Below are 14,944 nucleotides of genomic sequence, written 5' to 3'. Positions count from 1 at the left end.
GAATTTAAAATGAAATCCCCAGCTGGCCTTTCAGATAATCCAGATAGCTCATCTGCGCATATTTTATTCTGGTTTCGGCCAACATGCCATTCATCAGGTTAACCTTCTCACCGGCTTTGCTCAGAAGATAGGAATGATCGGGTATAATCCGAATTTTAAAAAATGCGCTGTCCGTCTGATCGTCGATGGTTACATCGCTGTCTATGGACTCTACCGTTCCATTCAGGCATCCATAAGTACTCTGGGAAAGCCCCTTTACCACTATCTGTACCTCATCCCCTTTTTGAACCCTGGGCCTGTCCTTGGCCCCGATCCGGCTCACGATCACATAGCTGTCCCTTTCATTGTTAATGCTGCCCAGCTCTTCCCCTTTGAGAATCTGTGTTCCCGCCTGATACTCTTTATTCAGATGAATAATGCCCGACTCCAGCGCCCGCTGTGGTTCTGAATTATCTTTCAGGTAAAACAACGCGTCTCCCCGGTCTACATAACTTCCCTCTTTTACCAGCAGATTTGCCATCTCCCCGTATTCCTGGGCCAATATTGAAGTTTTATTCGCTCCCTGGACGACCCCTTCCCCGTTGATTACCAATACCCGGGGGAAAACGGTCATCCAGAAACCGGTAAGCGCAAGGGCGGCTATCACCACCACAATCAGAATATATCCGAATCGGGGGAACTTCGCCTGATATAACAGGGCGCTGTCCGTTAAATCCTTCATAGTCCGTACTTGTCTACTCATCCGCACCAGCTCCTTTAAAGATACCCTGCTGCATGTTCCAGAGCTCGTAATACCGCCCTCTCCTCTCCAGCAGTTCGTGGTGTGTCCCCTGTTCTATGATACTGCCTTCGTCCATCACCAGAATCTGGTCGCAATCTTTGATCGTCGCCAGCCGGTGCGCGATAATCAGCATGGATTTCTCTTTGAATTTGTTGTAAATCATATCAAATATCAGGCTCTCCGCGCCAAAATCCAGATTGCTGGTAGCTTCATCCATAATATAAAAATTGCTGTCTTTTAAAAAAGCCCTGGCCAGAGCAAGCCTCTGCTTTTCTCCGCCGCTCAGTCCATTTCCCGCTTCTTCCAGGTAAGTGTCATACTGTAACGGCAGTTTGCTGATGAATCCTTCCGCATCCGCCTTTCTCGCCGCGGCCTTCACCTCTTCCCTGGTGGCGTCCATCTTCGTCACACGAATATTATCAAATACACTCCTGGAGAAGAGGGATAACTGTTGGGGTACATAAGACACAAGCTTTCGTAATGTTTCGACACGTATCTCACGCAAATCCATTCCATCAATTCGGATATCTCCTTCCTCTGGCTCATAGTATTTGAGCAGAAGCTTGGCAATGGTGGACTTGCCGCTCCCGCTGCTGCCTACTACAGCCACTTTTTGACCTTTTCTTATATGGAAGGACACATCTTTGAGCACAGGTTTTCGGTTCCCGTACCGGAATGTGATATGATTCACACAGATATCCCCTTCCACGGTTTTCATATCCTGATAGTAACCGTCTTCCTGTTCCCTGTCGCAGTCCAAAATTTCCGCCACACGCCGCATGGAAATCGAAGCTTCCTGAATCTGCAGCTGAAGTTTAGCCAACCGGTTAATGGGGTCCATAAAGTATACGGATAATGTTCCGAACGCCATCAAGGACCCCAGCGTCAGCCCGCCCTGGATCACCATTTTTCCACCGAAATACATAAGCAGGAGATTCCCAACGGAAATAATCAGGGAGGACACATGTTCCTGTACATTGGAAAGCATATTCTCCTTCTTATTCATTCTGAGTGTCTTTATATATTCCCGCTCCACCTGTTCCAGCTCCAGGTCCTCCGTAGCATTTCCCTTAATGGTCTCGACGGCCTGCAGTCCCTCGATAATCTGGGAATTCAATACGGAAACCTGCTGCATCTGCTCCTCATTGATCCTGCGGTACGGTTCCTTAAATAAAACCACCAGCATAAGTTCAATCAGTACAAGAAGCGCAATCAGGAAAAACAGTTCCGGGTTCATAAAATAGAGGATAATACCGGTAATCACCGCCAGTGAAATATCCATGATCAACGTCAGCGCCACATTGGTAAACATATTCTTAATGGTAAAGGCATCATTGAATCTGGTAATAATATCACCGGTGCGGCGTGCCGCGAAGAACTTCATCGGCAGTTTATAGACATGGTGAAAATATCCCAGAATCAATGGAATATCTATTTTCTGCGACAGATAGATCATCATCCATTCCCTGACAAATCCCACAGCCACCTGTGTAATCTGCAGCGTAATAAAAATCAGAACCAGGATCACCAAAGACTGTTCCAGTTCATAGGGAAGGATTTCATCCAGCAATATTTTGTTAAACAGGGAAGATAAAATACCTAAGACCGTAATTATAAAAGAGGCCAATATAGAAAATAGAAATAGTTTTTTCTGAGGCAGCAAAAGCTTCAGGAAACGGGTCCACAGACTGCTTCCCTTTTCCTTCCCTCCCGAGAAACCTTCCGCCGGTTTGATCAGCAGCATGTTCCCGGTAAACATCTCCAGAAATTCAGTTACCGGCATGCGCATCAGATCTTTGGCCGGATCTCCGATCACTACTTCTGTTTTAGATTTCTTAAATACGACAACAAAATGGTAAATACCTTCCTTCGTCATCACATGCGCGATGCAGGGCAGAGTAAACGGTACAAAAAATCCGCCTTCTTCCACTCTCACCGCCTGACTGACAAAGCCCAGTTCCTTTGCCGCTTTACTCAAACCGATCAGGTTCGTTCCTTTAATATCCGTACCCATAAGATCCCGCAGTTTCGTCACTGTGGTTTCTTTTTTGTAATAAAGGCAGATCATGGCGAGACAAGCGGCAGCACAATCCGTACTGTCCAGTTGTTTGACAAAATTATATCTCATACCCCAACCTCTTCTACATTATCCTTTTGTGTCATTTTACATGTTTCGACAAGTGCTGCTAACAAACCAGGGATATAATGTCGAAAAAGAGTGGTTAAAAGTTATTTATTTAACAATGACGGCAGATTTTGTACATTTTATACAAATCATTTCCATCTTCTTTCAGCTTGTGTTATTCGTATGTTATTTTAGCTATCGGATTTACGAACTTAACAACGGGTTACTAAGGGATACTAACCCTTAACGGGGCGGCTGCGCGTCCTAGCGGACGCTGTAAGCATACTTCTTTCCAGCCGGTCAAGTCTCTCGTATTCAGCGCCCGAAAAGGCGCGTAGCCGCTCCACAGGTGGAGCGTTTGGCAAGGCAGCGCAAGCGGCCCTTGCCGGGGGATTGGGGGAGGCCCCCAACAAGCAGATTTTCCATTTTTTCGCCGGGGCGAAAATCGGTAAAATCACAAAGTGTGTACCACTTTGCACTGCTAGCCACTATTAAGAGCGGTTAAAAGGGAAGTACGCATTATACCAATAAGGAGTACTTGAATCGGCCCGATAAACTGGAACTTAACGCTTAATCCAATGCTCAAAAAAATCGTTTTGTTGACTTGTATCTGGAAAAGTATCTATATCAGCATAATCCCAAATATGAACAATGTCTTTCATCAAAGCCTGCCTGCCTATTTCAACGAGATAAACTTTATCTGTTGCGCCCATCATTCCAGATTGAACAGCATTAAGCCGTGAGCCGTTACACTTGATTCCATATCCGATTTCAAGCAATTTATCCCTAAATTCTTGATAGGCAGGCAAGTAATTATAATTTGAAGAAGTAATTTCTCGTTCTTTGATTTTGGCATTAATATAGATGTTTTCAGAGATTTCCGCTTCATCAACTTCAACATGAGTAGTCAGTTCAGCTCCTGTATTCAATTCCATTAAGACAACTTCGTGTATTTCCATTTACTCACCATGTCAATTCTTGTCAAGTCCGCCTTATTCGCCAAGGCCGCGTTTGAAGTTGTAACCTACATTTCGTGCGTGCTACCAATTTCAAGCAAGTTGCCTTCCGGATCGGCAACATAAAAGTTGCGGATTAGCCGACTGTACAAACCCAAACGCCGCTATTTTTTATAACTATGGGCACTTAGCGGCTGTTTTATAGCCGGTTATGTGCGATGCATGAAAAATGGTCAGCGAGGTTTTTTCGAGCGCTGCTATTCATTATTATATATAAACTTTTCTCTTATAATAAAGTTTCTTTACTTCCGCTGCTTTTCTTTTGCTGACAGGTACATTCTCCTTTTGTTTATTGAATTCCAACTCAATCCATTCGTCCGCTATATTTTTAATAAACCGGATATTCACGATAATTCCTCTATAGACTTCTACAAAATATCTTTCATCCAAAACCTGCTGCGCGTATTTCATAGTCTGATACCAGATATATTCCTTTCCGGATACCATCAGGATCTGGATCGTATTGCGGAATTTTGATAGACGTACGATCTTATTCATATCGATTGGAACATTTTCATACTGTGTTGTAATCGTAATCAGGTTCTCCTTATGGCTGGTCCTGATATCGTGGACAATCGAATAAGCCCTTCCCAAAATCCGGAACAATTTATCCTTTTGCAACGGTTTCAGTATATAACCGATCGCTTCTACCTCACAGGCATCGTACGTAAAGCCTTCATAATTCGTGATATATATGATCACCAGATTCGGGTCCTGCTTTCTAACAATCTTAGCAGCAGCGATACCATTCATCCTGGGCATATCGACATCCAGCAAAGCCACATCATACCTCACCTGTGTGGCCGCAGAAATAAATTCCAGACCATCATGGAAAATATCGATCTGCGTCTTAATATCCTTCCCCTGCGAAAACTCCCGAATCAGCTTCAAAATCTCCATATTGTGAATCTCAGAATCATCACATACAGCTATCCTGTATACCATACCCTGCCCCCCAATATTTTCTAACATCTATGGATCATTATAACACGGGACTCCTCCCGTGCAAGCGAAAAATGGGAGGGGACTGGCTCCTTGCGTCAGAAACCCCAAACAGTAAGCCACAAAAGGCGCAAGGTGCCTGTCCCAGGATGCCGGCTTCGGGTCATTTGCCTGGTTTTTAAGCGATTACTTTCGTATTTCCAAAAAATATGTCCCGAAAGTATAGTTTGCAGCGGATACTTTCGGGACATGGGAGCAAAATTTAGAAGTTGGCTAAGTTATATTCTATATATAAATTTTTTATTGATATATCTAAAATAATCCTTTTTTATAAATATATTTATGTCCCAAAAGTCTACTATGGTTACTTTTGGGACATAGTAATAACGGTTGAAAATTAGCTTTATTATTATTTACCTCTAAAATAATTAATGATGTCTAAAATAAGATCATAAGCACCACCACCATTTATTTCGGTAGTTTCATCTTCATTCATAATCTGCAATTTCTTGTTCTCTAATTCTTTAAAGTCATTTTTATTCATTATTATTATCCTCCATTTCTTTTTGAAAAATATATCATGGTAAAAAGTAGGATGCTATAAATAAATGTTAGATTAATAATATTACATGATATAAAAACCTTTTTATAAATTTTGACTAATATTATGTTATAATTAGTTGAAAAAATAAAAGGAGAGAATTCCCTTTGAACTTACTACAGTTTCTTCCCATCATTTTTAACACACTACTTGATTTCTTTTTATGCATAGTAATAGCAAATACATATTTAACACAAAAATATAATAATATAAAAAACGTATGTATATTTATAACTTCGTGTATTATTTTAGTTATTCTAAATATATGTGTTCCGTTAAGTATTCTTATTGATTTCATTATACTTTTTATACATTTTATTTATATAATTATTAGTTTTAAAGAAAGTTTATTGAAAAAATTTAAACTTATGGTTTTCATCTTTATTCTCAATAATATTATAACTCTATTTGTAAATTTCTTATTAGAATTACTAATGGAGTGGTCATTTGATAATTTTTCTGATAATTTAGTATATGTATATATGCAAAAATATGTAAATTTTATAGTAGTTTTCGTAGTTATATCATTTATAATGGCTAAGGTTAAATATAGAAATATAAATAGAAAGAACTATATATTTACTATTATGGTATTGATGGTACTTAATATAATTGTGTTATTATCTACTTTTGATTATTATTCCAGATCTAGTGTATCTAAAATATCATTTGAAAATTTAGTGCTAATTATTATTACATCTAATTTTATAATTGTTATCGTAACCCTATTACTATTCAACCGCCTCCAGGCCCAACTACTAAAAATGCACGAAACCGAAATAAAAGCCCTAAACTCCGAACGAATGTCCGAATACTACAGAAACCTAGCCGGCAACACCGAAGAAATCCGAAAATTCCGTCACGACATGCGTTACCATGCCCAGGTCATCGACACCTATCTGGACCAAGGCCAGACCTTAAAAGCCCGGGACTACCTGAATACCAACATTGGCCATCTCAGTTACCGAAACATCATATACATAGAGGGCCTCCCGGTAGTCTCTGCCATACTATCCGACATCCAGGCAAAATGTAAATTGTTGGATTACAGATTTGAACCGGAAGTATATGTGAATTACATTCCGATGGATGACGATGACACTTCCGTCATTATCGGTAATATTCTGACCAATGCCCTGGAAGCTCTGGAAAAAGATAGCACAGACGACCGCTTTATTCTCTTTGAAATCAAAGCGACGGCAGAAGTAACCGTAATCTCCTGTAGAAACCACTACGTTGGAAAACTGCTTCCAAAAGGAACTCTCTACCGTACTACCAAATCCAATGCCTCCAACCACGGATACGGCTTAAACACCATTCAGGAAAGAGCAGCCAAATACAATGGGATTATGGAAATCATACCGAAAGATCAAGTTTTCCACATTCAGATCTTCCTGCCAAATAATAATCCACAATCATCCGCCGAATCATAAGAAACGACTAATATAATAGGCTAAAATAAACGACCATCATAAACAACTACATAAATAAAAATATACAAAAAAAGGTTGAACATATGTACACCCCTATCTATTTAAGCAGAACACTCACGCAAGGAGAAAATCATGAACAACAGATCCCATTTAGACAATCCGTTCTATAATCCGTTTCCCAATCCATTACACACTCAGAAACGACCGAGACACTCCCCGGTCCTCTACTACATAATAACCCTTTTAACCTCGTTTCTGCTCCTGACAGGCTGCACCGCCTCCCCCTCATCATCCGGTACATCCACCGCCTCATCCATCCCTTCCGGAACCCTGGAAGTCCACTATCTGGATGTAGGCCAGGCAGACTGTACTCTCCTGCTCTCACAGGATGCCGCCGTCATGATAGATGCCGGTAACAGAGACGATGCCCAAACCATCCTCCAATACCTGGACTCCCACTCCATTGACTCACTGGATGCCATAATCTTTACCCATCCCCACGAAGACCATATAGGGGCTGGAGCCGATCTCCTGGACAAAATACCTGCAGATTCCGTTTACATGAATACGGATACCCCCGATTCTAAAGTATACAAAGATCTGGTCAGCGCTGCAGAACAAAAAGGGCTTACCCCGATACATCCCTCGCAGCACGATACCTTATCCTTCGGAGACTGCCGCCTGGAATTTCTGCAGACGGGAACCGATTATGAAGATACGAATGACAACTCCCTGATCCTAAAAGTGACCCATGGAGAGAACCGCTTCCTATTTACAGGAGACGCGGGGCAGGCACCGGAAAAAGACCTGGCGGAGGGTGGTGTATCCCTGGAAGCGGACGTATTTCAGGCCGGCCATCATGGCAGCGAATATTCCAACTCCTATGTGTTCCTGAGAGCCGTAAATCCCCCAAACGTCGTAATCTCCTGCGGCAGGGATAATTCCTACGGCCATCCCCACGAAGCCGCCCTCAGCCGTTTCCGGGACGTAGGAGCCACTGTCTACCGCACCGATACCATGGGAACAGTCACAGCTTTCAGCGATGGAACCCATATCACCTTTGACCAGCAGGGTATTGAGAGTGACAGGGAACACACCGGTGACGGCAACGGCCTTTATGATCTCCCGGAAGCTTCCTATATTGGAAATGTAAACTCAAAGAAATTCCACACCGATTCATGTCCTTCCCTGCCAGCGGAAAAGAACCGGGTATACTTTAACACCCGGGACGAAGCATTGGATGAAGGATACGAACCCTGCCAGAATTGTAAACCTTGAAGTGGCTCCCAGAAACTACCATTGGCTCTCTTTCTAATTTGTGTTACTATCTTTTTGTAACAAATATGTAACATTTATGTAATAATTAACAGAAAGAGAGGTACTACATATGTATCAAATGGCAGCTATGCTTCTGGCAACTACTATCGCAGGCTCTTCTGCAACCGGTGGAATGCCCACCGCTGATTTAAATAAAATCTGCAACCAGCTTGGAACAAAAGATTGTCCCATCGTCCAGCAGGTTACCGGAACGAGTCTGGAGGATTTAAAACAGCAGTTAAAAGAGATGGGAATTCAGATTGACTGGAATAATTGTCCCGACTTTAATTTTCCGGGTGTAGACATACCCAAACCGGACAAGCCTGAAACAGACAATCCCGGTACGAATAAACCCGAAACAGACAAACCCGAGATCACTCCTCCGGAGACAGATCAGCCAGGTACCGAATCCCCCGATGAGACTCCTTCGGAAAACAGTTATGCGAAACAGGTCGCAGATCTGGTAAATGAAGAAAGAGCGAAAGTGGGACTGGCGCCGCTTACCTTTGATCTGAATATCTCTTCCGCGGCACAGACCCGTGCCAAAGAAATCGAGACTTCCTTCTCTCATACCAGACCTAACGGTTCCTCCTTCAGTTCCGTACTGACGGAAGCCGGAATCAACTTCCGGGGAGCGGGAGAAAATATCGCATGGGGCCAGAGAAGTCCTCAGGAAGTAGTAACCGGATGGATGAATTCCGAAGGACACCGGGCTAACATTTTAAATAAAAACTATACTTCCATCGGTGTCGGATATTATCAGAACGGTTCCGGTACAAATTATTGGACACAGTTATTTACTTACTAAATCTTTAGTCCAAATCACTCATAGCTATAAAAATACGCATTTAGGATAACATACCCGAATCAAAAGACCGCCGCAAATAGGAACATTCCCGTTCCTATTTGCGGCGGTCTTACTCTTGTATTTATCCCATATATCCCGTTCCTATCAGCTCTTAGCTGCTGCTAATAGCTGTTCCTGCTCCCTCTTTTGCCTCTCGTTCATCCCAGCGTTTCATAAAATCCTTCATAAGGCAATAGTAAGCGATAATAAGAGGGATCGACGCACAGAGCCACGCAAACGGGCTTGCCAGACAGATCACCATATAGCTTCCGATCCCCTTGCCCACGAATGCCACGACCACACGGGCAAAGAGTTCACATCCGCCGGCCAACAGGGGAACTACGCCGCGCCCCATTCCCTGAAGAGCATTCCGGTACACGAACAGCAGTCCCAGCAGCCATTCAAAAATACCATTTGCCATCAGATAAATTCCGGCATAGTGCAGGATTTCATCGGTAGGGTCTGTTATAAACAAACGTACCAGCCATTTACCGGCAAGCAGCATAATGGCCATAGCGAAGAAACCGAAGACAAACGACAATAGAACGCTTTTCTTTACCCCTTCCCTGATTCTGGGAATATGTCCTGCGCCAAGATTCTGGGCACAGAAGGTGGATACGGTCACACCCAGGGAAGGAAGCGCCTGCACCACCAGCTGCTCCATCTTATTCGCCGCGGTATAAGCCGCTACCACGGTGGAACCGAATACATTCAATGCACTCTGCAGGATAATTGCGCCTACTGCTGTAATCGAAAACTGCAGCGCCATGGGAAGACCCAGGGAAATCTGATATTTCACACAGTTCTTCTCCAGACGCCAGTGTTCCTTATGTATCCGAAGATTCGGAAACTTCTTAAGCATATAGATCAGACACAGCACACCGGCGATTCCCTGTGATAGAATCGTTGCGTAAGCCGCACCTTTGACACCCATATAAAAAACAATAATAAACAGCAGATCCAGAAATATATTCAGCACTGCGGATATGATAAGAAAATAAAGCGGTGTCTTACTGTCACCCACTGCCCGCATAATACTGGCCAGCAGATTATATAACACGACTGCCCCTGTGCCGGCACAGATGATAACTATATAATCATAGGCATCCTGTATAATATCCTCCGGCGTATTCATCAGCTCCAGAAGCGGACGCATACCGATTATACTGACCGCCGTAACCGCGATCGTGATCACGATCGATAAGACATAGGCCGAAGCCACGGTCTTCTTCATTCCCTCCACATCACCGGCTCCAAACCGCTGTGCGGTTAATACCGTAAATCCAGCTGTCAGTCCGAGCATAAACCCCTGGATTAAGAACATAATCGTCCCGGTGGACCCCACGGCCGCCAATGCCTGGACTCCCACATATCTGCCCACGATTATGGTGTCAACCATATTATATAACTGCTGAAATACATTTCCAATTAAAAGAGGAACCGTAAACCACAAAATAAGCTTCATCGGGCTCCCCTTGGTCATATCCCTTTCCATGTGAATCCCTCGCTATCCTTTCAATATAAATGTATTCTTCCTGATCTTCATCGAAGTGAAATACTGCTTCCTGAATTTCATTGAAGTTAATACAGAATAGCACAGTTTTTTCCAACTAGAAAGAGACATAGTATACAATAATAATTGTATTTTTTCGTTAATATGATCAGTTTTCACCGAATGAATTTTACGTATGCAAAAGACGGTTCCTTCTGGTTTTCAAGGTCTGATCCCTTCCAGAATTTCTATGGATTCCGCAGTAAAATCCTTCATACCCTGGACGTTGATTCCCTGTTTTTTCGCCAGGCTGACCAGTTCCAGGACCTCATTGCTTATCACCTCTCCAGGCGCGATCAGCGGTATTCCCGGCGGATATTTATATACGAATTCCCCACTGACATGTCCGCTGCTCTCCATTAACGGAACACTCTTTTTCCTGTAACGTTCTGCCTGCCAGATGGACATGGCGGTTTCATTTACGCATGGAAACTCATCAGAAGTGTTCCTGACATCCTCTACACAACGATACTTCCTTTCTTCCTCACATTGCCGGTCGATCTCCATTAATGCCTGAACAAGCCTCTGAAAGCCTTCCTTCGTGTCCGCAATACTGGTGAGCGCCAAAACATACCCTGGCGCTTCCATTTCCATTTCCAGATGGTACCTTTCTCTCAAAAGGCTGCTTAATTCTTTCCCGTTCAGATTCGTCCCCGCGGTAGTGATCAGCAATTTTGACGGGTCCAGATCCTCGCCTCCCCGCTTCATGGCATCTTCCTTCGTATACAGGTGCAGCTTCTTCATATCTCCCAACTGATCCCTGACCGCAGATAGTTTATGATAAAAGGAGTCGAATAACTCCTCTCTTTTTTGGGCCAGCAGGCTGATACAGCTGTCTATACTGGACATTAATACATAAGACGGACTGCTGGTCTGGTAGATAGCCAGATACCTGCGGATCTTTTCCCGGTCAGCAAACACCCCATTCAAATGGATCAGTGCGGTCTGGGTCATGGAAGGAAGCGTCTTGTGCAGGCTGTGGATAACTACATCCGCTCCTTTTCCGACTGAATTCCCCGGAAACCGCCGATCGAACCCAAAATGCGCCCCATGTGCTTCGTCCACAATTAACGGAATTCCACATTTGTGGACGATTTCCACAACTTTATCCACATTTGACACAACACCGTCATAAGTGGGCGAAGTCATTACTACTGCTTGTGTTTCAGGATTTTCTTCCAGTAATTTTTTTAAGTTATCCACAGGTAATCCACAATTTACACCATATACCGGATCGATTCCCGGCATCCAGTAGATAACTTCCAGCTCATTTAAAAAGGCGGCATGGTATACCGCCTTGTGGCAATTTCTTGCCATAATTATTTTACCGCCCCGGGCCGTACAGCCGGAGATCGCGCTGAGCAGTCCTGCCGTGCTGCCGTTGACCAGAAAATGAGTTTCCGAAGAACCATATAACTGCGCCGCGCGGCCCTGTGCTTCCTTCAGAATCCCTTCTGCATGATGCAGGTTATCAAAACCGTCTATCTCCGTTATGTCAATACCCATGGGATTCTCAAAAGGATACAGCATCTGCCTTTTATGCCCCGGCATATGGAACCCGTAAAAGTCCGAACCGCCGTAATCCTTTAGCCGGGTATACAGATCACTATTCATCATAATTATAAACTTCCACACCTTCCATCTTCAGCTGGTCCAGTACACTGGTATCTGTCACCGGATTGCCGGACACATCCAGATATGTCAGATTACTAAGTCCGGCCAGTTTGGATACATCCTGAACCTTATTTAAGGAAATATCCAGGTATTCCAGCTGCCCCATACCTTCTACAAAGTCTATATTCGATATCCCATTTTCAGAAATACCCAGATGCGTCAGATTAACCAGATTGGCCAAACTGTCCGTATCACAGTAAAGTGTGCACCAGTTCATATTCAATCTCTCCAACTGGCTCATGGAACAGATATTTACAAAATTATGATCATCAAAGCTGCCGCTGTAGAAACTGATTTCTTTCAACTGGGGCAGATTATTTATATTCAGAGCGGACAAATCCATAAAGTAACCCAGTTCCAGACTTTCCAGATTCGTCAGAGTAGTTAAGTCCGGAATTTCCTCAGCGTAATCCAAATCCACACTGAGCTCTGTCAATCCCTCACATTGGGAGATGGGACTCAAATCTTTGAGTGCTTCATTATAGAAGAGGTCCAGATATTTTAAATTCGGAAGATTCTGCACACCCTCCAGAGAATTGATTACATAATTCTCTTCAATGGATAATCTTTCTAAACTGGTTAATGGAAGGATATCGTCCAGATTTGTAAAGCTTGAATTATACAAATTCAGCTCTTTCAGATTCGTAAATTGATCCAAACCGCTTAAATCTGTAATATAATCTATCCCGATCCCCTCCAGCTGGGGAAAATCTTGAAATACATCCAGGTCGCTGTAACCATAGACCGTGTTATATAAAAATAATCCTCTTAAATTCTGCAAAGCCTTATAGGAGGAAACGTCCTCCAGATATGCACCATCCAGCACCAGCCTGGTCAAGCCTTTAAAGCGGGCCAGATCCTCCGCCTCCAGGTACGTGTCTTCCACATAGGTATAGTTTACGTAATCGTCAAAATACTCATCGCTGCCGCCATAATCATAATAATCCCTGTCACTGAAAAAAATGTCAATACTGCCGTCATCATAGTTATCTGAAATCTTTAAATACCGGATCGCGCCGATTTCTTCCTCTGTCACGGCTGCCGACGGCTTATCAAATATAGCCTCCATAACTTGATCAATTCCATCATTTGAACTGAATTCTGAGGATGGATAATTATTTTGCGGAGGCTCCGTCAATGTATATTCCTGATGATAAAAGCGATTGGCTGCATTCTGGAATGCCATCACCGTCGCTCCGATCAGAACCACTACGACACAGATTCCCAGAATAACCGTAAGCACCCATTTATTGCTTTTACTGGCATTAGAGCCGGCCGCCCCTCTTCCCGGAAAGGAATCATAAGGATTATATTGTGAGCCGGCCTGTCTGGCCGGTCCGGAACTGCCCATATGTGAGGTATTCTGGCTCGGATTCGAGGAATACCGATTCGAATCGGAAGTATTTCCGGCCGACCCCTGCGCATTTTGTTTTTCATACGGAGGTCCTGCATATTTATGGGGATTGGATGTATTCGTGTTGCCGTACGTTTTAAACGTTGCCGGTGATTCCTTCTTCGTTCTTAATTTCTTTCCGCAGAAAGTACATTTTTTTGCATTGGGCTCCAATGGCATCCCACATTCCGGACATCGGTTATAATCCATATTGAAATCTCCTTGTACTTTAGTATATGTATACCTGAACTTATAGAAACGTCTCTCATTATACGGATCTAAAATAATTATACGGATATTTGTTATAAAAAGCAAATAAAACACTTGGTTTCAAATTAAATTTATAATATTTATTAGACAAATATTTATCAGACTAATATTTATCAGTAATTTATAGATCAAGTGTGACCTTCCATTATTATGTATCAAATACATGATCTATTGACCTGTTAAATTTCTATAACTAGAAAAAAACGATTAGCAATACAAATTACTAATCGTCCAAATGAGATATCGGGGATTCGAACCCCGGACAACTTGATTAAAAGTCAAGTGCTCTACCAACTGAGCTAATATCCCATATCCATATTAAGTTTACAAATGCCCAGAACCGGAATCGAACCAGTGACACGAGGATTTTCAGTCCTCTGCTCTACCAACTGAGCTATCTGGGCGTTTTTTGACAGACAACAAATCTGTCCTGAGTAGCGGGGATAGGATTTGAACCTATGACCTTCGGGTTATGAGCCCGACGAGCTTCCAGACTGCTCCACCCCGCGTTATTTAATTATGTGCATAACTCCTTGCCATAACCGGCTATATGAGCATTATGCAGTGGATGGAGAAGGATTCGAACCTTCGAAGGCGTTGCCAACAGATTTACAGTCTGCCCCCTTTGGCCACTCGGGAATCCATCCATATACGATAAAAATGGGACCTACAGGGCTCGAACCTGTGACCCTCTGCTTGTAAGGCAGATGCTCTCCCAGCTGAGCTAAGATCCCAAATAAATAAGAAGGTCAAAAAAAGCGACCCAAGCGGGACTCGAACCCGCGACCTCCGCCGTGACAGGGCGGCGCTCTAACCAACTGAGCCATTGGGCCTTAAAATGTACCTTCAAAACTACACACTGTAAAAATCATTGCCATCCGTTCGGCTCTTTTCAAAGCCTCTTATCTTGAACCTTCAGACCATTCTGGTCAAGCCCTCGACCTATTAGTAGCAGTCAGCTCCGTACATTGCTGCACTTCCACCTCTGCCCTA

General features: G+C 43.3%; 12 protein-coding genes and 6 tRNA genes. 3 read left to right on the top strand and 15 right to left on the bottom strand.

Translation table 11 applies throughout. The features are described 5' to 3' along the window. Positions 1-4: 4 nt before the first annotated feature. From ABC831_RS07205 to ABC831_RS07185, 5 genes are all read right to left on the bottom strand, one after another. Entirely contained in the window at positions 5-742 is a 738-nt protein-coding gene (locus ABC831_RS07205) for a beta-barrel domain-containing protein (RefSeq protein ID WP_343247546.1), read from the bottom strand. Next, positions 735-2,909, bottom strand: a complete 2,175-nt coding sequence (locus ABC831_RS07200) for a peptidase domain-containing ABC transporter (RefSeq protein WP_343247545.1) — start codon at positions 2,907-2,909, stop codon at positions 735-737. Before ABC831_RS07200 ends, ABC831_RS07205 begins: the two co-directional genes overlap by 8 nt. A 560-nt stretch (positions 2,910-3,469) precedes the next feature. Then, entirely contained in the window at positions 3,470-3,865 is a 396-nt protein-coding gene (locus ABC831_RS07195) for a hypothetical protein (protein ID WP_343247544.1), read from the bottom strand. Positions 3,866-4,129: 264 nt separating this feature from the next. Next, the gene (locus ABC831_RS07190) at positions 4,130-4,867 is read right to left on the bottom strand and encodes a LytR/AlgR family response regulator transcription factor (protein WP_343247543.1); all 738 of its coding nucleotides are present in this window, start codon (positions 4,865-4,867) and stop codon (positions 4,130-4,132) included. A 406-nt stretch (positions 4,868-5,273) separates the two neighbouring features. Further along, positions 5,274-5,408: a hypothetical protein gene (locus ABC831_RS07185; RefSeq protein WP_343247542.1), complete on the bottom strand. Its 135-nt coding sequence runs from the start codon at positions 5,406-5,408 to the stop codon at positions 5,274-5,276. An 860-nt stretch (positions 5,409-6,268) separates the two neighbouring features. On the opposite strand from ABC831_RS07185, the gene ABC831_RS07180 reads away from it, so the two are divergent. The 3 genes from ABC831_RS07180 (at position 6,269) to ABC831_RS07170 (ending at position 9,023) form a co-directional block, all read left to right on the top strand. Further along, on the top strand, positions 6,269-6,898 hold the full coding sequence (locus tag ABC831_RS07180; RefSeq protein WP_343247541.1) for a sensor histidine kinase: 630 nt from the start codon (positions 6,269-6,271) through the stop codon (positions 6,896-6,898). A 132-nt stretch (positions 6,899-7,030) separates the two neighbouring features. Then, entirely contained in the window at positions 7,031-8,176 is a 1,146-nt protein-coding gene (locus tag ABC831_RS07175) for a ComEC/Rec2 family competence protein (RefSeq protein WP_343247540.1), read from the top strand. A 109-nt stretch (positions 8,177-8,285) separates the two neighbouring features. Further along, complete coding sequence (locus ABC831_RS07170) at positions 8,286-9,023, top strand: CAP domain-containing protein (RefSeq protein WP_343247539.1); 738 nt, start codon at positions 8,286-8,288, stop codon at positions 9,021-9,023. 151 nt (positions 9,024-9,174) lie between these two features. Here the strand turns inward: ABC831_RS07170 and ABC831_RS07165 are convergent, their stop codons facing one another. From ABC831_RS07165 to ABC831_RS07120, 10 genes are all read right to left on the bottom strand, one after another. Further along, positions 9,175-10,461, bottom strand: coding sequence for an MATE family efflux transporter (locus tag ABC831_RS07165; RefSeq protein WP_343247538.1), 1,287 nt, complete (start codon positions 10,459-10,461; stop codon positions 9,175-9,177). 1 nt (position 10,462) lies between these two features. After that, positions 10,463-10,672 (bottom strand): hypothetical protein, encoded by a 210-nt coding sequence (locus tag ABC831_RS07160; RefSeq protein ID WP_343247537.1) that lies wholly within the window; start codon positions 10,670-10,672, stop codon positions 10,463-10,465. A gap of 104 nt (positions 10,673-10,776) precedes the next feature. Continuing rightward, positions 10,777-12,231 carry an aminotransferase class I/II-fold pyridoxal phosphate-dependent enzyme gene (locus ABC831_RS07155; RefSeq protein ID WP_343247536.1) on the bottom strand — a complete coding sequence of 485 codons (1,455 nt, stop codon included), beginning with the start codon at positions 12,229-12,231 and terminating at the stop codon, positions 10,777-10,779. Further along, the gene (locus ABC831_RS07150; protein WP_343247535.1) at positions 12,221-13,891 is read right to left on the bottom strand and encodes a leucine-rich repeat domain-containing protein; all 1,671 of its coding nucleotides are present in this window, start codon (positions 13,889-13,891) and stop codon (positions 12,221-12,223) included. Before ABC831_RS07150 ends, ABC831_RS07155 begins: the two co-directional genes overlap by 11 nt. 296 nt (positions 13,892-14,187) lie before the next feature. Then, positions 14,188-14,260 (bottom strand) — tRNA-Lys (locus ABC831_RS07145). Between the two features lie 22 nt (positions 14,261-14,282). After that, positions 14,283-14,355: transfer RNA gene (locus ABC831_RS07140), tRNA-Phe, on the bottom strand. A gap of 31 nt (positions 14,356-14,386) precedes the next feature. Continuing rightward, positions 14,387-14,460: transfer RNA gene (locus tag ABC831_RS07135), tRNA-Met, on the bottom strand. 56 nt (positions 14,461-14,516) lie between these two features. After that, a tRNA-Tyr gene (locus ABC831_RS07130) sits at positions 14,517-14,598 on the bottom strand. Positions 14,599-14,612: 14 nt separating this feature from the next. Continuing rightward, positions 14,613-14,685, bottom strand: a tRNA-Val gene (locus tag ABC831_RS07125). 25 nt (positions 14,686-14,710) lie between these two features. Next, positions 14,711-14,784 (bottom strand) — tRNA-Asp (locus ABC831_RS07120). Positions 14,785-14,944 lie beyond the last annotated feature (160 nt).

Source organism: Diplocloster hominis, from assembly GCF_032380655.1.
In the GTDB taxonomy this organism is placed as follows: Bacteria; Bacillota; Clostridia; order Lachnospirales; family Lachnospiraceae; genus Diplocloster; species Diplocloster hominis.
This window is presented reverse-complemented; position numbering and strand designations above follow the sequence as displayed.

Bases quoted from the DNA above. Each gene is read 5' to 3' on its own strand.
- ABC831_RS07205 (WP_343247546.1), bottom strand. From the start codon at position 742: ATGAGTAGACAAGTACGGACTATGAAGGATTTAACGGACAGCGCCCTG.
- ABC831_RS07185 (WP_343247542.1), bottom strand. From the start codon at position 5,408: ATGAATAAAAATGACTTTAAAGAATTAGAGAACAAGAAATTGCAGATT.
- ABC831_RS07175 (WP_343247540.1), top strand. From the start codon at position 7,031: ATGAACAACAGATCCCATTTAGACAATCCGTTCTATAATCCGTTTCCC.
- ABC831_RS07190 (WP_343247543.1), bottom strand. From the start codon at position 4,867: ATGGTATACAGGATAGCTGTATGTGATGATTCTGAGATTCACAATATG.
- ABC831_RS07195 (WP_343247544.1), bottom strand. From the start codon at position 3,865: ATGGAAATACACGAAGTTGTCTTAATGGAATTGAATACAGGAGCTGAA.
- ABC831_RS07170 (WP_343247539.1), top strand. From the start codon at position 8,286: ATGTATCAAATGGCAGCTATGCTTCTGGCAACTACTATCGCAGGCTCT.
- ABC831_RS07200 (WP_343247545.1), bottom strand. From the start codon at position 2,909: ATGAGATATAATTTTGTCAAACAACTGGACAGTACGGATTGTGCTGCC.
- ABC831_RS07165 (WP_343247538.1), bottom strand. From the start codon at position 10,461: ATGGTTGACACCATAATCGTGGGCAGATATGTGGGAGTCCAGGCATTG.
- ABC831_RS07150 (WP_343247535.1), bottom strand. From the start codon at position 13,891: ATGGATTATAACCGATGTCCGGAATGTGGGATGCCATTGGAGCCCAAT.
- ABC831_RS07155 (WP_343247536.1), bottom strand. From the start codon at position 12,231: ATGATGAATAGTGATCTGTATACCCGGCTAAAGGATTACGGCGGTTCG.
- ABC831_RS07180 (WP_343247541.1), top strand. From the start codon at position 6,269: ATGTCCGAATACTACAGAAACCTAGCCGGCAACACCGAAGAAATCCGA.